The sequence below is a fragment of the Pigmentiphaga aceris genome (assembly GCF_008119665.1).
GTDB classification, from domain to species: domain Bacteria; phylum Pseudomonadota; class Gammaproteobacteria; order Burkholderiales; family Burkholderiaceae_B; genus Pigmentiphaga; species Pigmentiphaga aceris.
In genome coordinates this window covers 4673209-4696801 of record NZ_CP043046.1, presented here as the reverse complement: position 1 = coordinate 4696801, position 23593 = coordinate 4673209, and the positions used below count along the sequence as shown (strand labels likewise).

General features: G+C 62.9%; 18 protein-coding genes. 7 read left to right on the top strand and 11 right to left on the bottom strand.

Translation table 11 applies throughout. The features are described 5' to 3' along the window. Positions 1 to 39: 39 nt before the first annotated feature. Positions 40 to 1218, bottom strand: coding sequence for a tetratricopeptide repeat protein (locus FXN63_RS20365; RefSeq protein WP_148816978.1), 1179 nt, complete (start codon positions 1216 to 1218; stop codon positions 40 to 42). A gap of 219 nt (positions 1219 to 1437) precedes the next feature. Here FXN63_RS20365 and argE point away from each other — a divergent pair, with 219 nt between their 5' ends. Beyond that, positions 1438 to 2622: an acetylornithine deacetylase gene (argE, locus tag FXN63_RS20360; RefSeq protein ID WP_246164913.1), complete on the top strand. Its 1185-nt coding sequence runs from the start codon at positions 1438 to 1440 to the stop codon at positions 2620 to 2622. Between the two features lie 122 nt (positions 2623 to 2744). On the opposite strand, the gene FXN63_RS20355 is transcribed toward argE, so the two are convergent. Continuing rightward, positions 2745 to 4235: an IS1182 family transposase gene (locus FXN63_RS20355; RefSeq protein WP_246164912.1), complete on the bottom strand. Its 1491-nt coding sequence runs from the start codon at positions 4233 to 4235 to the stop codon at positions 2745 to 2747. A 108-nt stretch (positions 4236 to 4343) separates the two neighbouring features. After that, positions 4344 to 4895: a cob(I)yrinic acid a,c-diamide adenosyltransferase gene (locus FXN63_RS20350; protein ID WP_148816976.1), complete on the bottom strand. Its 552-nt coding sequence runs from the start codon at positions 4893 to 4895 to the stop codon at positions 4344 to 4346. Between the two features lie 108 nt (positions 4896 to 5003). Here FXN63_RS20350 and FXN63_RS20345 point away from each other — a divergent pair, with 108 nt between their 5' ends. The 6 genes from FXN63_RS20345 to FXN63_RS20320 all read left to right on the top strand — a co-directional run bounded on the left by FXN63_RS20345 (position 5004) and on the right by FXN63_RS20320 (position 12960). Next, on the top strand, positions 5004 to 6416 hold the full coding sequence (locus FXN63_RS20345; RefSeq protein WP_148816975.1) for an FAD-binding oxidoreductase: 1413 nt from the start codon (positions 5004 to 5006) through the stop codon (positions 6414 to 6416). A 210-nt stretch (positions 6417 to 6626) separates the two neighbouring features. Then, the gene (locus FXN63_RS20340; protein ID WP_148816974.1) at positions 6627 to 7496 is read left to right on the top strand and encodes an SLBB domain-containing protein; all 870 of its coding nucleotides are present in this window, start codon (positions 6627 to 6629) and stop codon (positions 7494 to 7496) included. A gap of 13 nt (positions 7497 to 7509) precedes the next feature. Beyond that, the gene (locus FXN63_RS20335; protein ID WP_148816973.1) at positions 7510 to 9135 is read left to right on the top strand and encodes a hypothetical protein; all 1626 of its coding nucleotides are present in this window, start codon (positions 7510 to 7512) and stop codon (positions 9133 to 9135) included. A 95-nt stretch (positions 9136 to 9230) separates the two neighbouring features. Beyond that, positions 9231 to 10877: an FAD-dependent oxidoreductase gene (locus tag FXN63_RS20330; RefSeq protein ID WP_148816972.1), complete on the top strand. Its 1647-nt coding sequence runs from the start codon at positions 9231 to 9233 to the stop codon at positions 10875 to 10877. Beyond that, positions 10874 to 11842, top strand: a complete 969-nt coding sequence (locus tag FXN63_RS20325) for an NAD-dependent epimerase/dehydratase family protein (protein ID WP_148816971.1) — start codon at positions 10874 to 10876, stop codon at positions 11840 to 11842. Before FXN63_RS20330 ends, FXN63_RS20325 begins: the two co-directional genes overlap by 4 nt. Before the next feature lie 53 nt (positions 11843 to 11895). Next, entirely contained in the window at positions 11896 to 12960 is a 1065-nt protein-coding gene (locus FXN63_RS20320) for a capsular biosynthesis protein (protein ID WP_148816970.1), read from the top strand. Positions 12961 to 12966: 6 nt separating this feature from the next. Here FXN63_RS20320 and FXN63_RS20315 read toward each other — a convergent pair whose 3' ends face one another. The 8 genes from FXN63_RS20315 to FXN63_RS20280 are packed head-to-tail and all read right to left on the bottom strand — an operon-like array spanning position 12967 to position 23557. After that, positions 12967 to 14022, bottom strand: coding sequence for an acyltransferase family protein (locus tag FXN63_RS20315; RefSeq protein ID WP_148816969.1), 1056 nt, complete (start codon positions 14020 to 14022; stop codon positions 12967 to 12969). After that, entirely contained in the window at positions 14019 to 15356 is a 1338-nt protein-coding gene (locus FXN63_RS20310; RefSeq protein WP_187394962.1) for a lipopolysaccharide biosynthesis protein, read from the bottom strand. Before FXN63_RS20310 ends, FXN63_RS20315 begins: the two co-directional genes overlap by 4 nt. After that, positions 15353 to 16540 carry a glycosyltransferase family 2 protein gene (locus FXN63_RS20305; protein ID WP_246164911.1) on the bottom strand — a complete coding sequence of 396 codons (1188 nt, stop codon included), beginning with the start codon at positions 16538 to 16540 and terminating at the stop codon, positions 15353 to 15355. The genes FXN63_RS20310 and FXN63_RS20305 overlap by 4 nt, the downstream gene beginning before the upstream one ends. After that, positions 16537 to 17451, bottom strand: coding sequence for a glycosyltransferase family 2 protein (locus tag FXN63_RS20300; protein ID WP_148816968.1), 915 nt, complete (start codon positions 17449 to 17451; stop codon positions 16537 to 16539). The genes FXN63_RS20305 and FXN63_RS20300 overlap by 4 nt, the downstream gene beginning before the upstream one ends. Further along, positions 17448 to 19820 carry a capsular biosynthesis protein gene (locus FXN63_RS20295; RefSeq protein ID WP_148816967.1) on the bottom strand — a complete coding sequence of 791 codons (2373 nt, stop codon included), beginning with the start codon at positions 19818 to 19820 and terminating at the stop codon, positions 17448 to 17450. The genes FXN63_RS20300 and FXN63_RS20295 overlap by 4 nt, the downstream gene beginning before the upstream one ends. Next, positions 19817 to 21214, bottom strand: coding sequence for an O-antigen ligase family protein (locus tag FXN63_RS20290; RefSeq protein WP_148816966.1), 1398 nt, complete (start codon positions 21212 to 21214; stop codon positions 19817 to 19819). The genes FXN63_RS20295 and FXN63_RS20290 overlap by 4 nt, the downstream gene beginning before the upstream one ends. Further along, positions 21207 to 22154 carry a cyclic di-GMP-binding domain-containing protein, MshE-related gene (locus tag FXN63_RS20285; protein ID WP_148816965.1) on the bottom strand — a complete coding sequence of 316 codons (948 nt, stop codon included), beginning with the start codon at positions 22152 to 22154 and terminating at the stop codon, positions 21207 to 21209. The genes FXN63_RS20290 and FXN63_RS20285 overlap by 8 nt, the downstream gene beginning before the upstream one ends. After that, positions 22151 to 23557 (bottom strand): GumC family protein, encoded by a 1407-nt coding sequence (locus FXN63_RS20280; protein ID WP_148816964.1) that lies wholly within the window; start codon positions 23555 to 23557, stop codon positions 22151 to 22153. Before FXN63_RS20280 ends, FXN63_RS20285 begins: the two co-directional genes overlap by 4 nt. Positions 23558 to 23593 lie beyond the last annotated feature (36 nt).

Here is a 23593-nt window from a genome sequence, read left to right as displayed (position 1 = left end):
CGCGGGCCACAGGCCCGCAGCCCCATCGCGGTCCAGACATCAGCCCCGATTTGCGCGGCCAGCCACGAATGTGTCAACCGACTTGGATACCTGGCCGTTGGCCTGTATCTGCTGTGACAACTGCTTGGCTGCTTCCACGTCGCCGGGCGACATGACTGGAATCAGGCGTTGCAGGTTGCCTGCGGCTCCGGTATTGCCGCGCGCGGCAGCTACGTCATACAGCGCATAGGCCGCAGCCTCACTTTTTGCCACGCCTGCGCCACGTTCGTAGTTCACGCCCAGGTTGGTGATGGCATCGGCATCGCCCTGGTCAGCCGCTTTGCGGAACCATTGGGCCGCCTGGGCCTCATCCTTGGCGATGCCAAGGCCCTTGGCATAGGCAATGCCCAGATCGTACTGCGCGGCGGGGAAGCCCTGGTCTGCGGCCTTGCGGAACCAGGACACGGCCTGGGCGTCATTGCGCGCCACACCCACGCCTTGTGCGTAATGGCTGCCCAGCTGATGCTGTGCCCCCGGGATATTCTGTTCGGCTGCCTTCGTGAACCAGGCAAACGCCTGTTTTTCGTTCTTTGCGACGCCAATGCCATTACCGTAAGCCATGCCCAGGCTGAACTGCGCGGGGCCGTTGCCTTGTTCGGCGGCTTTGCTGAACCAGCTGACTGCCTTGGCATCGTCCTTGGGCACGCCGGTGCCTTCTGCGTACATTGCCGCCAGGTTGAACTGCGACTGCACCATGCCTTGTTCAGCCGCCTTGGTGTACCACTGCGCGGCTTGCGCGGGGTCCTTGGTAGTGCCTTCGCCCATGGCGTACATGGACGCCAGGTTATGTTGTGCCGGGGCAAAACCTTGTTGTGCCGCGCGGCGGAACCAGGCGAAGGCGTCAGCCGGGTTGCGGGCTACGCCCGCACCTTCCACATAGGCCAGGGCCATGCGGTATTCCGCCTCGATGTAGCCCTGGTCAGCGGCCTTGCGAATCCAGTTTGCCGATTGCGTATCGTCTTTCGTAACACCTTGGCCATTTCCGTACATCCGGCCCAGGGCGTACTGCGATTTGGCATCGCCCTTGTTGGCACCTGCACGGAATTCCTTCAGGGCAGCGGGGAAATCCTTGCGCTGAAACGCGGCAAGCCCTTCGTCGTAGCCCGCGTGGGCGAGGCCGCCGTAGGCGCTCAGGCAAAGGGCGGCAAGCAGGGCGGAAGTGCGGACGTGGTTATACAAGGAGCGACCTGATCAACAGAAGACAAGACGCCGATTCTGTGCGCCTGATTGGGGTGGGTCAAACGCGGGGTGTTGCAAGTTCATACAGCGCGAATGGCGTGATATCTCGGTCTTGTTGGTGCGAATACATAGCTTGGTCGTGGCACCCTGGTCCTGTTTTACGGATACATCTGTCATAGAATGGTTTTTTGCCCGGATGGGCTTGACCAGGATTCCGCCGTGACCCGCACACCGACCACGCGTGAGTGGCTCGACAGGCTTGTTGCCTTCGACACCACCAGCCGAAACTCCAACCTCGACCTGATCGAAGATGTGCGTGACTGGCTCAAAGGACGCGGCATCGAGTCCTGGCTGGCGCACAACCCCGAACGCACCAAGGCCAACCTGTTTGCCACCTTGCCCGCGCATGACGGCAGCACCCAGGGCGGTATCGTGCTGTCGGGTCACACTGACGTGGTGCCGGTCGATGGCCAGACCTGGGACAGCGATCCGTTCAAGCTGATGGAACGCGACGGCAATCTGTATGGCCGTGGTACTTGCGACATGAAGGGGTTCATTGCCACTGCGCTGGCCATGGTGCCCGAGTTCCAGACACAAGCCCGTCGCAAGCCGATCCACCTGGCGTTTTCCTACGACGAGGAAATCGGCTGCATGGGCGCGCCGACCATGCTGGCTGAATTCGCCGATCGCGGCATTCGACCTGACGGTTGTGTGGTGGGCGAACCCACCAGTATGCAGGTGGTGGTGGCCCACAAGGGCATCAACGTCTTCCACTGCAAGGTGCATGGCCGCGCTGCGCACTCGTCGCTCACCCCCATGGGCAGCAACGCCATCGAATATGCAGCGCGCCTGATCTGCCATATTCGCGACCTGGCCGACGCCTACAAGGCCAACGGCCCGTTCGACAAGTTCTACGACGTGCCGTACACCACGATGACCACCAACCTGATTCAGGGCGGCATCGCACTCAACACCATTCCAGACCTGTGCGAGTTCTCGTATGAGTTCCGCAACCTGCCGGACATGAAGCCGGTGGAGATTCAGGCGACAGTCAAACGGTATGTCGCCGAATACCTGCTGCCGCGCATGCAGGCCGAGTACCCGGATGCCCGCATCGACATCGTTGACGGTGGCGCGGCACCTGGTTTGGATGCCTCGGAAGAAGCTGCCATCACGCAGCTTGCGCGTGCGTTGACGCAAGATCGCCAGATCCGCAAGGTGGCTTATGGTACTGAGGCCGGGCTGTTCCAGGCGCTGAATATTCCGACGGTCGTGTGTGGCCCCGGCAGCATCAACAACGCGCATCGGCCCAACGAATATGTGCCGCTCGAACAGTTGGCGCAGTGCGAAGGTTTCCTGCGCAATCTGGGCCAGGCGCTGACTGAGCCAGACGCGAAGGGCTGATTCGGCGGTGTGTTGAATTCCGGCGGCAGCTTGTGGCCGGATATGAAAATGGACGCGCAGGCGTCCATTCAGACTGCTGACCAACCCCCCGTTTTCGGACGTGGGGTTTTGTTTTTTGGGGATCAAGCAGCGAGCGCGGCGGGTTGTGCAGACAGCCAGCTATCGAGCCATCCGTCGGCACGGGCGGTCAGGGCGCGCCACCAGGGCGCAACAGGGGCCGATATCGACCACTGCAGGCGCAATAAAAGGCGCGCAAGCACCAGGGCGATCTTCTTGATGTTCTGCGCCGCCGCCGCCAGCAAGCATTGCTCGGCGACCTTGCGCAGCCCGCGCATGCGCGCGTAGCGGTGCCCATGCAGTTGCTTGGCATCGGCGAAGCTGCGCTCCACAGTTTCCTTGCGACGGGCGTATATCTTCTTACCCCAGTCCGTGTGGCGGCGTGCGTCAACCAGTTCCTTGTCGCGTTCCCACACGTGGCGCACGACCACCTTGATCGCGCTCTGGCTGTTGGTGCACTGGCTGCGTACCTCGCACTGCTGGCATTGCGTCGGGTCTGACTTGTATTCGCGGTAGCCCGCCCGATTGGTGGTGCTGTACGGCAGCCGCTGCCCAGCCGGGCAGACATATTCGTTGCGGTAGCGGTTGAACGTGTACTGTCGTTTGTAGAACAGCCCAGGCTTGTGGTTCGGCGTGCGGTAGCCCATTACTCCTTGGATATCGCGCGCATGCAGCCCGTGGCAGATCATCGGCGTGTAGTACCCCGCGTCCAGGCCTACCTTGCGCACACCGAAGCCGAAGCGCTCGCGCTGCCGATCCAGCCTCGCCAAGTAAGGTTGGCTGTCGTGCACCGAGCCTGACGTCACGTGTGTGTCGGTGATGATCGCGAACTTCGCATCGACCGTGCGATGGTCCAGGTAGAAGAACCCCACCGGCTTGTCGTCACGCACCATGAACCCGCTGTCCGGATCTGTACGACTGATCTTGACGTCCTTGGTCTGGGCAGCGCTGCCGCCCGCATCATCGTCGCCGCTGTCACGCTTGAGCGGCCGCTTGCCATGTAGCGCCCGATCCGCATCGACCGCCGCATCCAGCTCAGCCAAGTATGCCGAGGGTGTTTGTGCGACCGTCACCACGTCGAATTTCTTCTTGCTGGCGTTGGCCTTCAAGTGAGTGCTGTCCGTGTACAGCACCCGGCCATCCACCATCCCCCGCCCGATCGCCTGACGCACGATCTCGTCAAAAATCTCCTGGTACACCGAGGTGTCCGTATAGCGTCGCCTGCGGTTCTGCGAGAACGTCGATGCATCGGGCACCTTGTCGGTCAGCCGGAAACCGATGAACCACCGATACGCCACGTTCACCTGCACCTCGCGCATCAACTGCCGTTCACTGCGCACCCCAAACAGGTAGCCAATGAACAGCAGCTTGAACATCACCACCGGATCCAGCGCCGGACGGCCGTTGTTCATGCTGTACAGGTGCGCAACCTTCTCTCGGATGAACTCAAAATCGACCGCTGCCGCGATCTTGCGCAACAGGTGATCGGCCGGAACCAACGACTCCAGCGTCACCATCTCCAGCTCGTGCTGGTGGGGGATCGGTGCTCTTAACATCACCCAATTATGAACAAAGCCTCCGTTTTACGGGAGGCTTTGTCAGCAGTCTGAATGGACGCGCAGGCGTCCATTTTTTTCAGCTGTGTTTATTGATTCAGTCGACCGTTACACCTTGTCCCGACGCTGCCACAGCACATCGCCGCCGCCTTGCGTTCGGTTCAACACCCGCGCCAGCACGAACAGCAGGTCAGACAGCCGGTTGAGATATTGGCGCGCTGCCACATTGACGGTTTCTTCGTCTGCCAGCGCCACCACCTGGCGCTCTGCGCGTCGGCAGATGGTGCGTGCCACATGGGCCAGCGCCGCACTGCGCACGCCACCGGGCAGAATGAATTCAGCCAGCCTGGGCAGGTCGGCGTTGTAGTGGGCAAGCCGCGCATCCAGCCGTTCCACGTGGGTGGGCAGCACCATCACATGACCCGGAATGCTCAGTTCACCGCCCAGGTCGAACAGATCGTGCTGGATGACTGACAAGTCCTGATCGATTTCCGCGGGCAGCGACTCGGTACGCAGCAGCCCGATGGTGCTGTTGAGTTCATCGACATCCCCCATGGCAGCGACGCGCTGCGCGTATTTGCGGGTGCGACTGCCGTCGCCGAGTCCGGTGCTGCCATCGTCGCCAGTACGGGTCACGATGCGGGAAAGGCGAGTGGCCATTCGAATGCAATCCAAAAAGCGCCCACATGGGCAATTCCCCATTGTTGCATCGCGCGGGGCGCGCAGCGGAGGCGTAAAATGGCCGGCTAGATTTCAGCGGAGAAGAAGATGAACGCACCAGCACACCCAGAATCCTTGCGCCGCGAGGTTCCCGCAGCGCTTATCGACGCGCTGCTGGCGCGTTTCGGCGATCGTGCGTCGGTGGCTCAGGCTGTTCGCGATCACCACGGTCGTGACGAGTCCCCATACCCCACCATGGCCCCGGACGCCGTGGTGTTTGCCGAAAGCACGGACGATGTGGTGGCGGTCGCCAAGCTCTGTAACGAGCACCACGTGCCTTTGATCCCGTTCGGCGCCGGTTCTTCGCTCGAAGGCAACTTCCTGGCCATTGAAGGCGGTGTGTCGCTTGACGTGTCGCGCATGAACGCGATTGTGGCGATCCATCCCGAAGACCTGACCGCCACGGTGCAGGCCGGCGTGACCCGCAAGCAGCTGAACAGCGAAATCCGCGACACCGGCCTGTTCTTCCCGATCGATCCGGGGGCCGATGCCAGCCTGGGTGGCATGGCCGCCACGCGCGCATCCGGCACCAATGCCGTGCGTTACGGCACCATGCGTGAAAACGTGGTTGCCCTGACCGTGGTCACTGCGGACGGCCGCGTGATCCGCACCACGCGTCGTGCGCGCAAGTCCTCTGCCGGCTACGACCTGACGCGCCTGTTCGTGGGCAGCGAAGGTACGCTGGGCATCATCACCGAAGTCACCGTGCGCCTGTATCCGCAGCCCGAAGCCGTGTCGGCCGCCGTCTGCAACTTCAACACCGTGGACGACGCGGTGAAGTCGGTGATCGAAGCGATTCAGATGGGTGTGCCGCTGGCGCGCGTGGAATTGCTGGACGCCATGGGCGTGAAGGCGGTCAACGCCTACAGCAAGATCAGCTTGCGCGAAACGCCCATTTTGCTGTTTGAGTTCCACGGTTCGCCCGCCAGCGTGGCCGAGCAAGCCGCGACGGTTCAGGAAATCACCAAAGAAAACGGTGGCATGGACTTCGAGTGGGCCTCGCAGGCTGAAGACCGCAACCGCCTGTGGACTGCGCGTCACAACACCTATTTCGCCACGCTGCAACTGCGTCCGGGCGCACGTTCCTGCACCACCGATGTGTGCGTGCCGATCTCGCGTCTGGCTGAATGCATCCGTGAAACCGGTGCCGATCTTGCCACCGCAGGCTTCATTTCGTCGATCATCGGTCACGTGGGCGATGGCAACTTCCACGTGCAGATGCTGATCAACCCTGATGATCCGGCGGAATGGGATCTGGCCGAAAGCATCAACCGCAAGCTGGTGACGCGTGCCTTGGCCATGGATGGCACCTGCACCGGTGAACACGGCGTGGGTCTGCACAAGATGCAGTTCATGCTGGACGAGCACGGCGAAGACGGTCTGGGCCTGATGCGTCAGCTGAAACACACACTCGACCCCAACAACATCATGAACCCGGGCAAAATCTTCAGCTGGGCATGATTCAGGCGCGACCCGATGGTCGCGATGAACCCTCGCATGCAGACGTTGCTGTGGACAACCCGGTGATGTCTGTACGCGACTGACAGGGCAGTTTGTCGCGCTTGCGTCACGGTGACAGGTTAGTATTCACTGGTATCGAGATGTAGCAGGCATGGTCGGAATCCTGGATTGTGCGCCGCGCTGACTGATCAATTTCAGAAGGAAACGGGCGTGCGAAGCAGGTTCTGGAAAGTGGTGTTTGGGGCGGTTGCGCTGTGGTCTGCAGCGGTGCAGGCGCAGTCCGAGTGGTCTCCGCACCCCGGGCGTCTGGCCCCGGCATCTGTGGTGCCTTCGCTGGTCGAAGGCGGCGCGATCAGCGTCGTGGGTCCTGGCGACACCTTGTACATGACGGTGTTCGGCCAACCCGAACTGGCGGCGCAGGTCACCGTCGGTGCGGAAGGCGACATCACCGTGCCCTTCCTTGGGCCGATCAATGCCAGCGGGCAGTCGCCCGCAGCGGTTGGCCGTCGCATCGCCGAAGGTCTGGAGCAAAAAGGTTATCTGCGCAATCCTCAGGTCTCGATCGAGGTCGTGAAGGTGCGCAGCCGCATTGCGTCGGTGCTGGGCGAAGTCGAGCGGCCGGGTCGTTATCCACTTGAAGGCCAGATCAGCCTGCTGGAATTGCTGGCCATGGCGGGTGGCCCGAAGGTCGATGCCGCCGATACCGCCGTCGTCATGCGTCGGGGCGTGGGCGACAAGCCATCGACGCGTATTGAAGTGCGCGTGGCCAACCGCCAATCGCCCGGCCGCGAGATCGAAGACATCGTTTTGCAGCCTGGCGACGTGGTGTACTTGGTGCAGGTACCTCGCTTCTACGTGTATGGCGAGGTCAATCGCGCGGGCGCTTATCCGCTGAACACCGAGCTGAACGTGATGCGTGCCTTGTCGGTGGCGGGTGGTGTGACTGCCCGCGGGTCCGAGCGGCGCATTGAGTTGCGTCGCACCGATCCGAAGACGGGCGAAGTTCACAAGTCACGCGCGCAGGCAACTGACCAGATTCAGGCGGGCGACGTGATCTACGTCGACGAACGTCTGTTCTGAGTTCGCCGTTTCCGTGTCTTTACCCGTGAACCGCGCAGCACGCACGCTGATCTCCAGCGGGGTGGTGGCGGTGTGCCTGGGCATGTCATGCCAGGTGGCCAGCGCGCAGGGCGTGTTGTCACCGCGTCTGCTGGGCGATCCGCCCGAGGACGACCTTCCTGTTCGGGTTACTGCGCCGCCGCGCGCCGATTCGTTTCGTGCTGTGGACACTGGCGCGGTGCCGTCTGCGAGAGATGGGGCACGTTCGCCTGCGCAAGCAGATGTCGGCAGTCAGGTTTACACCGAGCCGCTTGTTATCGATGCGCCACCGGTCACGCTGCGGGAAGTTGAAGTAAGCACGCCACCGCAGAGCGATCCGGTTCCTGCCGCGCCGCAAGCCGTGAGCATTTACGACACGCTGTCACCGCAGTTGATGGACTACGTGCCGACTGCCATCCAGTACGTGCTGGAAGTCGAGCCCGGCGTGCAGTGGCAAAGCAATCCATTCCGTTTCTCTGATGCCGAAGCTGCGCAACGCGAGTCCGACATCATCCGTCAGTTGAGCTTGCGGGCCGGGGTGGTCGTGCCGCTGGGATCGGACCGTACCCGCCTTGAATTGTCGGGCGTGCGGACAGAGTCGCGTTACAGCACCTTCAAGCAGCTGGACAATGCCGCCAACCACTTGGAAGCAGCCCTGCGCTGGCAGGCTGGTGACTTGTTCGTTGGCTCGGTGGCGACCACCAGTGACGACAGCCTGTACCGCTATTTGAATCGCACGGCGCCCTCGCGCGACATGGTGCACACAGACACGCAAAGCGCAGACGTCGGACTGCGCATTACCGATGATCTGACGCTTCCGATTTTGCGAGTATCGAACGAAACCACGCGCCACGATTTTGGTTTGAACCGCATGCGTTTCAATCAAGACCTGGACCGCGTGCAGGTGGCGGGGCGGTACACGGGATGGCGGCAGTCAGCGATCAGTGCGGGCTTGTCCAAGGCAGACGGAAATTTCCTGGATCGCACTGACGAACTGGCCGCCTTGGTGGGACGGCGTTATCGCGATACCGAAGCCTTCCTGGATTGGACCTGGGACTACAGCATGCGCACCACGCTGGCCGGTCGCGTGAGCTACTTGCAGCGCCGATATCCGGGCCTGGTTGGACGCGATTCGAATCTGCCCACGGCTTTTGTGCGTATGGGATGGGAATACTCGGCCAAGACCCGGTTCGATGCGATCGTCTGGCGCCTACCTTATCCGAACAGCGAAGACCCCACGATTCTGTACACCACATCAACGGGCGGCCAGGTGTCTGCCGCCTGGAAGGCCAGCGAAAAGCTGTGGGCCTCGGCCACGCTGGCTGCTGAACGTGTCGGCAACACCCGTTTCACCGGGTCTACATCGGAAGAGGATAGCCAAGTGTATCGGGCAGGCGTTCGGGTGGAATGGGAGCTGACACGGGGTGCGGTATTGGCCTTGGATGCCTGGCGTGATCGCACCATCGCACCGGCAGCGCTGGACAGTTTTTCGAACAACGTGGTGCGACTCAATCTGTTGCTGACGACCGATAACGGCCTGGGGCGTCCGCAGCGTCTGTTGTGGCATCCGGAATGCCTGGCTCCACGTTCTATTCAGACCTCGAGTTGCCAGACACAATGAGTGGTGTGTCGGGCTTCAGTCTGTAGCAATGCACTTGCTGGCATCCACCCATTCAGCGCGTATCTGCGCGTGATCTTCTCCTCACACCTTACGCCATGATCCTTGACGCCAACACCGTCCCGACAGGTTCCACGCTGCAAGCCGATGTGTGCATCGTGGGCGCAGGCGCTGCCGGTATTTCGCTTGCCCTGGTCTTGCAGGAAGCGGGTATCGACGTGCTGTTGCTGGAAAGCGGTGGCGACCAGGCCGATGCGCGCAACCAGGCCTTGTATGCCGGCAGCGTGGCTGACGCGCGCATGCACAGCCCCTTGGACAAATATCGCGAGCGCCGGTTTGGTGGGTCAACCACCATCTGGGGTGGCCGCTGCATGCCCTTTGATGCGCTGGATTTCGAACCTCGTGCGCAGATCGCGCACAGCGGCTGGCCAATCGGTCTGGATGCGCTGCAGCCGTATTACGAAGCAGCCAACAAACTGTGCGAAGCCGGTGACTTTGCCTACACCGCCGAAGAGGCGTTTTCTACACCGCGCCGACCGCTGATCGCAGGTTTCGACGACCAGGACTTTTCCACCAATACGCTGGAACGTTTCAGCTGCCCGACCGACTTCGGTGCGCGTTATCGCCAGCGGCTGATCAACGGTTCGTGTCGCGTGGTGCAGCAGGCCAACGCGGGTGCAATCGAGCTGGATGCATCCAAGCGTCAGGTCGATCATGTTCAAGTCCGTACCTTGGGCGGCACGGCATTCACGGTGCGCGCGCGCCGATTCGTGCTGGCCGCTGGCGGGCTGGAAACGGCGCGTCTGCTGCTGGCCAGCCCGGGCGCATCTGGCGCGGGCGTGGGCAACGCACATGACGTGGTGGGCCGCTATTACATGTGCCACTTGGCAGGCACCATCGGCACCTTGTCGTTTGCGGATCGCCAAGGCGTCTATCACGGCTACGAAGTATCGGACGAGGGCATTTATTGCCGTCGTCGTCTGGCCTTGCGACCGCAGGCCCAGGATCGTCTGGGCATCGGCAATTTCGTGGCGCGCCTGCACCATCCGCGTATCACTGACCCAGCGCATCACACCGGCATTCTGTCTTTGCTGTATTTGGCGAAAGCGGTGATCCCGTATGAATACGGCAAGCGGCTACACGGCGAAGAAAAGCTGGGTGGCGGTCAGTGGCTGGCCCACCTGCGCAACGTGCTGATCGACGCCCCGGCCACGGCGGTTTTCCTGACACACTGGCTGCGTTATCGAACACTGGCCGCGCGCAAGTTTCCGTCGGTGATCGTGTATCCCCGGCGACCGCGTTACAGCCTGGATTTCCATGCAGAACAAGAGCCTAATCCAGACAGCCGGGTCAGCCTGTCCGATACCCGCGATGAATTGGGCATGCGCCAACTGCACGTGGACTGGCGTTACACCCCGCGCGATGTGCACACAGTTCAGGCCTCGTTGGCCGCGCTGGCGCAGGCCCTGAAAAAATCCGGCGTCGGCAGCTTCGATTACGAGCCTGCCGAGGTCGAACACGAGATGACGCGTTACGGCGCGTATGGCGGACACCACATCGGCACCGCCCGCATGGGCACCGACCCCGCAAATAGTGTGGTCGACGCCAACTGCCGGCTGCATGAGCTTGATAATCTGTATGTCAGCGGCGCTGCCGCTTTCCCGACGTCCAGCCAGGCCAATCCGACCTTGACCATCGTGGCGATGGCGTTGCGGCTGGGCGACCATTTGAAGAGGTTTTCATGAAGACCAAGGTGTTGGTGCTGGGTGCCAACGGTTATGTCGGCCAGGCGGTCATCCGCGCGCTGAAAGCCTCGACCTGGGCCGAGCCGGTTGCAGGCGTGCGAGGCACGTTGCGCCTGGGCGATGTTGCATCAGTGAAACTCGATGCCACCGATGCGTCGGCATTGCGCACTGCCTTGGCCGACGTCGGCGCGGTCGTCAATTGCGTGGCGGGCTCGCCCGCCGTGATGGTGGCCGGTGCCGAGGCGCTGAAGAAGGCCTTGGCACCCCTGGGCGCGTCTGCCCCGCGTCTGGTGCACTTCAGCTCGATGGCGGTGTACGGCGGCGCAATCGGTGTGATCGAAGAAAGCACGCCGGCTGCTACAGGCCTGGCAGGTTATGCAGGTGCCAAGGCGCAGACCGAAACCATTCTTGCCGGCTTGCCCAATGTGGTGATGCTGCGCCCGGGTTGTATCTACGGCCCTGGCAGCCCGCAATGGAGCGAGCGTATTGCGCTGCTGCTGGCTGATCGCCGCATTGGCGATCTGGGGGCGGCAGGCGACGGTTGCAGCAACCTGGTCTACATCGACGATGTGGTGGAAGCCGTGTTGCAAGCTGTGCAGCGCGCGGATGTCGCGGGCGGTGTATTCAACCTGGCGATGGCGCAGGCACCGTCCTGGAACGATTACTTCATTGCATTCGCACGGCGGCTTGGCAAGGTACCGGTGGCACGGATTGGCGGGCGTCGTCTGAAGATCGAAACCAAGATGCTTGGACCGGCCTTGAAGATCATGGAAATTGGCGCAGGCCGTCTGCGCTTCGATACCCGCCGCTTGCCACCGCCGATTCCGCCGTCCTTGCTGCGTCTGTGGGGGCAGGATATTCGCCTGTCATCGATCCAGGCGCAGCAGCGTCTGGGCCTTGACTGGACGCCCTTGGAAACCGGCATCGGCCGCACCGCCGACGCCTGGCGTACGTCACCGCGATGAACGCCCCGTGGCACGGTGCCTCTGTTTCAGGAAAGCAGCATGAGTGAAGCCGTATGAGTGAAGCCGTCCTGGCCGCCATTCGCAATGCACGCAACGGCCCGCCGAAGTACCCCCATCGGGTGGCGGCGCAGATCAGCATGTATCCGATGGATTTCCGGCATGTCGAACACCTGCTCGCGCACCAGATTCGTGTCTGGGGGCCGATGGTCGATCGCATCGTGGTCACGGTGGATACGCATCGCAGCAAAGCGGGGCGTTATCGCGGCACGCATTTCGATGATTACCTGAACCGCCTGCGCGAACTGGTGGCTGACATCGCCACGCACTGTCCGACGCTGGACATGCACGAGGTCGATTACAGCAACAAGGCCAGACGCGAGGTGGCGCAGGCGTTCTTCGGCGAAGATGACATCCCCGTCAAGGCCTGGGACGGCGGCCCGTTCTATGCCTATTTCTATGGCATGTATCACGCCCGTTCCCGCTACATCGTGCACTTCGACAGCGACATGCTGTTTGGCGGTGGCAGTACCCGTTGGGTAGAAGAAGCCATTGGTGTGATGGACGCCGATCCTTCATTGCTGTTCACCAGCCCCTTGCCCGGTCCGCCGCGTGCCGATGGCGTGCTGCTGGGTCATGGCAGTGACGTGCCCAAGCAGGTCGAGATCGAAGGCGTGCATGGCTACCGGTTCAGGCATGTCAGCACCCGTATTTTCATGTTCGACATGCAGCGCATGCATGAATCGATCGGCCACTTGCCGCTACTTGCCCCTGCGCTGCCAAGCCGCATGAAAGCCGTGTTGCTGGGCAATCCGCCGCGTGCACGCGAGGCCGAAGTCATCATGGGTGAGACCTTGCAGGCAAACGGCATGTCGCGGCTGGATTTCCTGGGCAGCGAGGGCGGGCTGTGGTCGCTGCATCCGCCTTACCGCAATGCTGCGTTCTACGAGCAGTTGCCGTCCTTGATCGACTCAGTGGAACGTGGCCAGATTCCGGACGCGCAACGCGGGGACTACGACATGAACGACAGCATGATCGACTGGTCGGCGCAACGCGCCGCCAATCGTCGTCATCATCGTTACCTGCGGTTGTTGCGCGATCGCTTGGGGCTGGCGCGCTAAGACAGGTCAGCGTGCCGTGGAAGGCACAGACACCGGCGCTGCTGGCTTGCGGCGTCGGTTGAAGTACCGCACCAGGGGTTGCTCGACCCAGCGATAGGCCAGCAGGCCGATCACGGTGGACACCACGGTCGCCACAATGCAGAACAGCCAGAAGCCGCCCGTCATCTCGCCCAGCCCCAGCCTGCGCCATGCCTGACCGAAGGCGGACAGGGTCATGAAATGGGTCAGGTAGATCGAGTACGACGCGTCGCCCAGCAAGTGAGTGAATGCATGGTGGCGCACCCCGCCGTGCAGTTCCAGCGACAGTGCCCCGGTCACGATGGCCAGCGCGGGCATGCCGAAGATGATGACGCGCGGCCATTCGGGCACCACCGCCAGCATGGTGCCGAAAGCGATTGCTCCTACCCCCATGCTGATCCACGCGGCGCTGCGCGTGGGTAGCAGGCGTCCGGCCAGATACAAGCGGGCCAAGGCCATGCCGAAGATGAATTCAAGCAACAGGCCAGACGTATAGAAATCGACCACGAAGTGCTCGGGCAGGGGCAGCAGTTGCAGGCTGACCAGACCACCCAATACCAGGCTTACGGTAATGAAGCGCGCACTCGGTTGCAGCAGCAAGCCCAGCCCGAACACCAGGTAGAAGAACATCTCGTAGTTCAGTGTCCAGCCCGGATTGACCACCGGATTGACCCAGCCGGTGGCGGGGCTGATGGCAGGCAGGAACGCGTAGGACGCCAATACGTGGGTCAGGCCGAAGCTGGTGGTCTGCAATAGTTTGGGAGCCACCAGCATCACGATCACCACGACGGTGGTCAGCAGCCAGTACAGCGGCGCAATGCGCACCAGGCGGCGCTGGAAGAAGGTCCACGGTGTCATCGGACGATCAACCGTGGTCACCCACATGATGAAGCCGCTGATGATGAAAAAGATATCCACACCGCCCGCGAGCCAGTCTGGCCAGTATCCGTCGTAGCCCATGCGGCGCAATTGGGGGACGAGGTGGAACACCACCACCATCATGGCGGCAACGGCACGCAGATATTGAACGGACAGCAGGGTCACGGGGAGTCGTTTCCGGACAAGGATGCCGAGCGGGGCGCGGCGGAGGGTGGGGACTGCGAGGCATCATGTCGGGCGTCGCGGCGAACCTCGACCAAGGCCAGCACGATGGCAACAATGAAGTAGGCGATCTCGCCGGCCAGAATGCCAAGCGGTGCGCCGGGCGCACCGTAGGCTTGCATGCAGAAGTAGCTGACCGCGAGCGCAAAGACGGAACACACGCCCGCTGTGGCAGCAAGAATGCGAAAACGCTGACGCATCACACTGACCAGCATGGCTGGTTCACGCAGGGCCATGATCAGGAAGATGCACGACCACAATGCCAGCAAGGTGTCACGCTGCGCGAAGTCTTTGTGCATCAGGTCGATGAAGATCCAGTCGCGCAGCAACCAGGCAATGGCGACGTAGACCGCCGCGCCCAGGCCCAGGGCAAGCGAGAAGATGCTCAGGCGTTGCAGTGTTTTGCGGGCACCATGTTCATGCAGCCAGCCGGCAGCCATTGGCATCAACTGTTTTTGCACACCGGTCACCAGCAAGTTGACTGGCATCAGCAGCAGGCGCGCGGCGGCCACGGCGGCCACTGCGGTGACATCCAGCGTCATCACCGTCAGGAAGCTGTAGCCCTGGTTGAACAGCCAATAGATCACGCCACCGGCCGCCGCCCAGATGCCGGTGCGCGCAATGTCGCGCAGGCGGCCGGGGGCGGCGCGGTGATCGACGGCATCGCCCAACACCCGGCGCAGCAAGGTGCCGCCGACCACGGCAGATACGGCCGCTGACAGCAAGGCAACGGTGGCCGCCCATGGGGATTGGGTGGCCAGCAAACCGCCTGCGATCAGGCCCACCACATAGACGGCATCGGCGGCCAGCACCGGGTGTGGACGCCTGAGCATGATCAGAATGCCCCGGTAATACTCGCGGTACAGCGCGGCCAGGATCAGCACGATGGCGGCGGCGCAGATCGGCCCGGCCTCAGTAGGCAGTGCGCCTGTCACCAGTGCAATGCCCGTGACCACCATCGACACCAGCGCGGCACCTGCTGCCCAGCGACGCTGGTCGTGCAACAGGCTACCCAGCCATTGGCTGCGCGTGCTGTCGCTCATGGTCGGCAGCATGGCGACCAGCGGTGTGTTGATGAACGTGCCTTGCAAGGTGGTGGCCAGCATCATGGCGTTGAAGGCCAGCACGTAATAGCCGTACTGCGTTTCGCTGGCATAGCGGATCAGGATCAGCCCGATCAGCAGATTCGCGCCGGACAGCATGGCCTGGTCAGCCACCGAGCTGCCGAAGATGCGCATCAAGGGCGCATAGGCGGAAGAACGCGACGCGGTATTCACGGGGCGTTCCGCTTGGTTTTGACCCATGCCTTGTTGCCCCGGTGGCGCAGCATCACGAACAGCTTCCACGCAATGAAGAAGGGAACTCGGAAGAGATCCAGCAACGCTTGCGGGCCAAGCGGTGACAACTGCCAGCCACGGAATACGTGGATCATGATGATCAGCAGCATCAGCACGGGCAGCGCCAGCCACAGCAGGCCCACTGGCCAGAAGACGGCCACCGCCAGGCAGGCAACCAGCAGCACGCCGATCTGCAGCGCGAGATAACCCAGCGGCAGCGTGATCAGGTCCATCGCCAATTCCAGACACACGCCACTGCGTTTCTGCCACGCAGCTTTCAGCAAGCGGCCGGTGTAGGCGCGGGCGACCATCAGCCGCCCACCTTCCCAGCGCTGGCGCTGCGAGGCCGATGCACTGCCTGAGGACACCAGTTCGGCATCGGCGCTGGCTTCGTCGATGTAATGCACACGCACACCGTTCAGCCCAAGCTGAATGCCGTATTCCAGGTCTTCGGTCATCGAATACACCTGGAACGGATGGCGCTTGAGCAGTGCATGTGTCAGACACATGCCATTGCCGCGTAACCCGCACGATGCCCCCATGCGTTCGCGGGCGCGTGAGCGTACTGCGTGCGACGCGCCGTAGGCCATGGTCACCAGGCGGGTGCGCCAGGAATCGTTCGGGTTCAAGACGCCGTAGTGCACCTGCATGGCCTCGGCACCGGCCTCGATGCGGGCGGCGCAGGCAGAAAGCAGGTTGGGCGTGACGACCGTATCGGCGTCGATGAACACCATCGCGTCGGCACGTCCGCCGCGAGCGCTGTGTGCAATGCCGGCTTCAACCGCATAACCTTTGCCGCGTCGAACGGCATCATGGCGTTCGATCACCGTTGCACCTGCGTCGCGCGCGAGGTCGGCGGTGTTGTCGGTGCAGTTGTCGGCAATCACCAGAATACGAAAACCGTCGCTGGGCCAGTCGATCTTGCGCAGGCTGGCAATCGTGCGTTTGATGACTGCGGCTTCGTTGTGAGCAGGCACCAGAATGTCGAAGCGCAAGCGGCGATGGGCGGGCTGCGGGCGCGGCAGGCGTGCCGACAACAAGGTCAGCAAACCCAGGTAAAGACAGACGACGGCTGGCGGAATGGCGATCAGCAGGAGCAGCAGATTGATCCAGGTCGACATCATGCGTATTCCGTGTAGTGCCATCCCCAGAGGACGGACAGTTTGCCGAAGTTGGCGCAGGCGCGGCCCAGCCAGTATGCGCTGTGGTGGCGGCCTGCGGGTAGCGTAAGCAGACTCAGCAGGCCGGCTGCCAGCAGTTGCAGCAGCGCCCGCGCAAAGAACACGGCACGGTTGCGCAGGCTGGGCGGCTGCAGGCGGCCAGCCAGGAAGTGGCGGGCAAAATCTTGCCCGCCGCGCAGCGCGCGCCGCAGTATCCAGCGCAGTTGCAGGCGACTGGCTTCCACAGGTTCGGTGACGGTCGCTTCGTCGTTCCACACCATGCGTGCACCGTCTTTCACCAGGCGCATCAGCAGGTCACCGTCTTCTCCACCCGTGAGCCCCAGACGTGGATCGAACACCGGGTCGATGCGGCCCAGCAAGTCGGCCTTCAACATCAGATTGCCGAAGCGCAGTTGATTGGCCGGAACGGGGGTGCCCGTATGCATGCGGGCCCAGTCGTAAAAGCTGCCACGACGAATCCAGGCGGGCGCGTCGTCTGGCAGCACGGGCAGCACGGGTCCCAAAACACCGTCTGCATGATGTGCCTGGGCGGACGCCAGCAAGCTTGCCAACCAGTCTGGCGGCGCGCGTTCGTCATCGTCGATGAAGGCCAGCCACGTGCCGCTGGCAAGCGCCACCGTGCGATTGCGTGTCAGCGAGATGTTCTTCTCGGGCTGAATGTCATAGATCAGCGGGCATGCCGATTGAGCGCTCTGATGGCGTGCCAGCACCGCGCGCGCGCTGCCTTGTGCGTCGTTGTCCACCACCACGATTTCTCGTGGCAGGCAGTGCTGTGCAAGCAGATCGCCCAGCAAGGCGTCCAGCCGGTCCAGGCGTTTATAGGTGGCGATGCAGACGCTGATATCGGCGTTCATCGGTTGCCCTCCAGCACGACTTCATACCAGGGGCTGGCCAGCGCGGCGCTGGTATGCAGACGGATCGTGGCGCGGCCGTTGTCGATGCTGGCCAGATTGCCGGCCATGGGTGCCTGGCGCTTGCCTGCGCCATTGAGCGGATAGACGGTCAGGCTGCGTGCTGGCGTGCGCCAGTCCAGCGTGGTCTCGGTGCGCGAGACCCATGCAGGTGCCTGACTGGCGCGTGGGCCGCTGGGGGAGGGGGTGACAGCCGGGTCGGGTTCGATGGCCCAGGTGTCGCGTGCTGCCCGGTGGCGCACCAGCCCCTTGGGCCGCAGCGGCTGCGAGCCAGGTTGGGTGCCGGTGGTGGCACCGCCAACCGTCACCAGCAGGCGGCGAGAGTCCGGCAGCGGCTGGGCGTCCAGAGCGGTGACCAGCAAGGTGGCGTATTGCGTGGGGGACGCAGCAACGCGAGCGCCCAGGGCATCGTCACCAACCCGCGCATCGCCCGGGGTGCCAAAGACGCCCCAGCTTTGTTTGCCACGGAATTCCAGTACCTGGCGCTGCGGATCAAAGCGCACCTGCTCATCCGGGCTGGAATAGGGGGCGACGGGTTTGGCCACGACGTTCGTCGCCGCACTGGCAGACGGATCAAGCTTGATCGCCATCGACTCGCGCCACCCACGGGCCGATGTGATGTCTTGTTTGTTGGCCAGATAGGCTTCCAGCGCGCCGTAGCTTGGGTCGGCGGCGATGGCACGGCGTGCGTCCGGCCCCAGCGGAATGTCCAGACGGGTGCTCAAAGGCGTTGCCTGCGCCTCGCGGAACACTGCTGCGCTTTGCCCGGCCAGGGCCAATTGGCCCCAGTTGCCCGTCAGCGAGAAACTGGTGGGCGCTTTTGGCCAGTCGGCTTCCTGGGCGTAGTCGAAGAAGAACAGACCGTCCCAATCCTGCATGGACGCCACAATGGCCATCACCGGCAAAATCTCTGCGCCGTGGCGGTTCGGATAAGGCTGGTTGAACTCGCTGACCACGAAGGGCTTGCGGCTGTCTCGCCGGAATGAGATCGCCTGAATGCGCTGCATGGCGTCACCCGTGGCGGCAAGATTGCGGATGTACCAGTCGCGCTGCCAGTCCGGACCGGATTCCGGGTGATCGACGTAGAAGTGTTCGTCGATGTAGTCCATGCCGGCATTGGCGTCGAAATTGGACACGCCCCCGAACGCCATCTGGGTACCGGTGACAGGCACCTGCGTATCGGTTTCTTCGTGCACCACACGGCGCAAACGGTCGAAATAGACGCGGTCGGTGTCGGCCAGGAAACTCAGGAAGTCCTGCGTGCGCAAGGCCGCGCCGGTGGGCTTGCTCTTGTCGTTGCCGAACAGGCGATCAGCCATGCGGCCGACCCGGCGCTGCACGCCATCGATCATCCGGTCGCCGCCGACGGCATCGTCTGGCGACAGCAGCGGCACGCTGGTCTGGCTGGCCGGGCACGTATCCCAGGCGGTGCACGCCTGACCTATCGACCCGTAACGCTGCACCAGCCACGTCTGCCAGCGCGCAAGCAATTCGTCCGAATAGGCGGGAGGCACCATCGCCGCCCATTTGCGCTGCTGCCACGCCCACACCAGCGAAGACTCGTTGCTGATTTCGACCATTGCCAAGGCAGGATTGCCGCGCAGACCCAGCGCACGGATCAGCTCGCGCGCATAGCGTTCCTGCAGCTCAATCATGCGCGGCCAATAACTGTGCGCCGACGCACCGGTGGGCGCATCGGCAGGCAGTGCGGGCACCTGATCGACGTCAGGGCGGAACCGATATCCCACCCGCAGGTTCAGATTGACGTAGATACCCTGAGCAGACAGCGCACCGATCAGGTTCTTCAGCCGGTTCACCGCTTCCGGGTTGAAGCTTGGGTAGGGGCCGGGCGTCAGAATGCTATTGGGTGGTGCGGTGGCGGTGCCGGGAAGCGAGTCCAGGTGGTGCAGACGCACTGCATTGAAGCCCAGCTTGCGCAAGCGACTGGCCAAGCGTGGCGCGTCCGCCGCAGTGGGGAAATTGGCCGAGAAGCTCAGGCTGGCACCGAACAGGCGCACCCGCGCATCGTCGGCCGTTCCCGGTTTGCCATCGGCCCCGACAGACCAGAAATGCCCGTCGCGCGCGGTGATCTTGGCCGCAGGGGTCAGCGGCTGATTCAGGCGCGACATGTCAGGTGCGCCCGTCAGTGCATCTTCGTCGATGGCAAACGGATAGAAGGCCGTGCCGTCGGCGGTGGTGCTGAAGTTGGCGGGGGCTGCCGCGCATGCAGCGCCGCTGATCAGGCTTCCTGCCAACAGCGCCTGCAGCCAGCCGGCCGATAGCCACCCTTGGGTCACAGATCGCCGGATCATTCGCGTTGCCTGCCCAGTGCGGCCAGCGCCTGTTCGATACGCGCGCGTTTTGCCATCCACAAGGTGGCAGACATGGTGACCGAGGAATAGATGAACATCAGGTTCTGGAACGACACCTCGGCCAGCAATTGGCTTTCCGAGAAATTACTGACGATGATCAGCGCGAACAGTGCGGTGTGAATCGCCGCATCTTCGCGATCGATCCAGAACAGCCGCGCCAATTGGTACGCGTGCCACAGCAACAAGCCCGCCACCAGGCTGGACCCCACCGCGCCCAGCTCGTTGAAGATGTCGATGTAGCCGTTGTGCGCGTGGGCGGGCATCCAGGCAAGCGCATCGGCAATGAATTGCGCCGGGCCGTCTTCGCCGGTCCAGAACGCGCCGTAGCCGATTCCCCAGACAGGGTGTTGCATGGCCGCGTACAAGGTCAGTCGCCAGATGTCGGCGCGTCCGGTCAGGTCGGTGCTTTTGTTGAACAGGCCTGCAATCGGGCCGGCGATGTCCTGCCAGTCGGGCATTTCACCCACGGCGGTATACCAAAGGTGAACCGTCAGCACCAACACCACCGCGCCACCCAGCGCAATGCGCAGCCCGGGGCTGTTGCCCGCCAGCCAGGTGCGGCGGCAGGCCAGGTAGATGGCGATGCCCATGGTGGTAACCAGGATGGATGTAGCGCTCTTGGCCATCACCAGCACCAGCAGGCATAACAAGAAACCGCCAATGCAGATGGGGCCTGGGACGGTGCGCGCCAGCCATTCACGCAGCCACAGCATGACGCCGATGCCTGCAATCGAGCCAAGCATGTTCTTCTGCCACAGAATGCCGCGCCAAGCGCCGCCCAGCATGGTGTCCACGCCAATATGCGGCAAGGCAATCGCCACCACGGCAGATGCGCCGCACAGCGCCGTCAGGGCAACCAGTGTGGCGCGGGTGAACTGGCGTGGGGAACCGATGGGCGGCGAGATGGCTGCGCCGATCAGCAGCAGTCCGATAAACAGAATGGTGCGTTTGATGCTGATCGTCGGGTAGGCTGACCACAGGGTGGATGCGCCGCAATACAGCAAGGTGAGCGGCATGAACGGATTCAGGCCACGCGTCAGCAAGCGCACGCTGGTGCTGGCATGACGCCAGCACAGGAAAGCGGCAAGCAGGAACAGCGCACCGAACTGAATCTGCCGGATCGACGAGCCGCCCGAAATTTCGTGGGTGGCTTCGGGGCCGATCTCGGTCATATTGAACGAGGTGGGTACCAGCGAAAACACGATGCTGAATACCACCAGCGCCCCGGTTGCCAGGTGTTCCCAGGACACACCCCAGATGCCGGGCGCAGCGCGCGGCTGGCCGCCGGTGGGCACATCCGGGCGCAGGCCGTTGGCGGCCGTGCGTTCAGTCATCGGAACTCGGCAACAGCTTGCGAAGCACGCGGCCAATACGGTTGCGCAGGCCTCTGCGCATGCTGCGCGGGTCGAATTCGTTGTAGACCAGGCCCAAGGCCTCGGCCCCCGAAGTGCGCATCAGTTCCTGCGCGACCCGCAGCCTTGCGACACGGGTGACATCCTGGCGAGCAACCATCAGGCAGGCACCGGCCTGACGCGCAATCGCCTGCGCATCCGACGAGGTGGTGGACGCAGGCGTATCGAAGATGATCACGTCGAAGTCTTCCGACCAGCCTTCGATCAACACCTTCAGCGCGGGCTCGCGCAGAATTTCGATCGGATTCGGCGGCTGCGGACCCGGACCAAGCGCATGCAACAGCGGGAATCCTGGTACGCGTTGGCCGGAGTGCGGTGCAGCATGGCGCGCCAGAATCGAAGACAGACCGCTGGCGGTGCTGTGGCCCACGCCCAGCATGTCTTGCTGGCCCGACGCCCGCAGATTGGCATTGACCAACAAGGTCCGTTGGCCCGCCTGCGAAAATGCAATCGCCAGACTGGTGGCGATATAGCTTTTGCCTTCGCCCCGCCCTGGGCTAACCACGGCCAGCACGATTCGCTGGCGGCCCGTCATCCGTATCGACAGCTCGCCGCGAATTTGCCGGATGGCTTCGGCCTCACGTCCAAAGGGCGCATGAGCAATGCGCAGCGAGGGCGACAGATTGGGGAAGGTGGCGTTGGCTGTGGCGTAATTGAACTGTTCGGCCAATACGCTGCGCAACTGCGTATCGGTCAGGAAACCCAGGCGAATCGCGGCTTCGCCAAAACGCAGCTGTTCCGCGTTCTGCAGGGCAATGGTTTCTTCGACCTGCTTTGGCGTAAGCAGACCGGCCTGCACAAAGCGGTCGCCCAGGCGCATAGGTGGTGCGCCGGCTTCGATCTTGATCGGTGACGAGCTCATGCGCCCACCTCCAGATCAGGCTTGCCGACACGGCCAAGCAGGGGAAGCGAAATGCCGCGAATCACGTCGTCATCGCAGCGAATGCGGCGTTGACGCAGTTCCAGCAACAAGGACATGCACAGGCTGACGAATATGCCCGCGAACAAGCCAAGCACCAGGCTGCGACGCAGCACCGGATGCGACGGATTGCTGGGCAGTTCCGCCTGGCGCAGCGCGGTAATGCTGGGCTGGGTGATGTTGCTGGCCATCAGCAGGCCGTCATATTTTTGCAGCGCAGCGTTGTAGACCTGTTCGGCGCTGGCCAGCTGTCGGCGGTAGGCGCTCAGTTGGTCGCGGTGCTGCAGGTTTTCCAGCAGCTTGCCGCGCTGGGTGTCGATGTTCTGTTGCAGGGTGGTGCTTTCCATGCGAATGGCCGACAGTTCGTTGCGCTGGGCATCCAGCGCCGACTGGGCAGCACGCTTCAGGCGCGCCTGAATCTGGGCACGCTCATCGACCAGGCTGCGCAGCGTCGGGTGGTTCGCGCCCAGCACGTTGCTGACGTTTTCGATGCGCTCAGACACCGTATTCAGCCGCGACTTCAGGTCTGCCACCGGCAGCAGTCCGGCAATTTCCGGCAGTTCATCGGGGCGGATGCCACTTTGCAGCATCTGTTCGGTAATCCGGTTCTTGGCCTGGGCTGCCTGCTGGCGTGCTTGCAACTGCGTGGCTGCGGCAGACATTTCGTTGAACTGGCGCTGTGCCACGTCGGTGGTGTCTTGTTGGTCGACGATGCCGGTTTCGCGCTGGTAGGTGCTGATCTTGGCCTGCAAGGCTTCGGCTTCACCGCGCAGCTGTTCCAATTGCAGGCGGTACTGCTCGCTGCGCGAACGTGCCGAGCTGGTCGCAATCTGCTGGGTCAAGGCCACGTAGGCTTCGATGATGGCATTGGCAATGTCGCGCGCGGCTTCGGGGCTTTTGTTGGTGTGCGAGATCATCACCACACGGCTGCCGCGCGAGCTGCTGGTTTCGGTCTTGTCGGTGATCGACTTGATCATCGCGTCGAACGCGCGTGTCCTGCCGACGACCTGTATGGCTTGCTGGAATTCAGCCGAACGATCCAGGCCCAGCTGTTCGACCACCCGTTCCGCCACAATCCGGCTGCGCAACATGGCGATCTGGGTCTGCATGTAGCTCTCGTCCAGCATGGCCGAGAAAGCCCGTCCGCCGATGGGGTCGTTTTCCTTGTAGTCCACATACAGTTCGGTGGACGCCGTCCAGGCCTTGGGCGTAAGCATCACCGCCACCACGGTAAGCGCCAGCACGGTCGCCGTGATGGCGACCATCAGCCAGCGCCGTGCAAACAGCATTGCCGTGATCTGTTTGATCGACAGCAGTGTGTTCTCGGGAAGGGTTTCAGTAGACATGTAAGCGTAAGGAAAGAAAGGCGGCGCGTCGCCCGG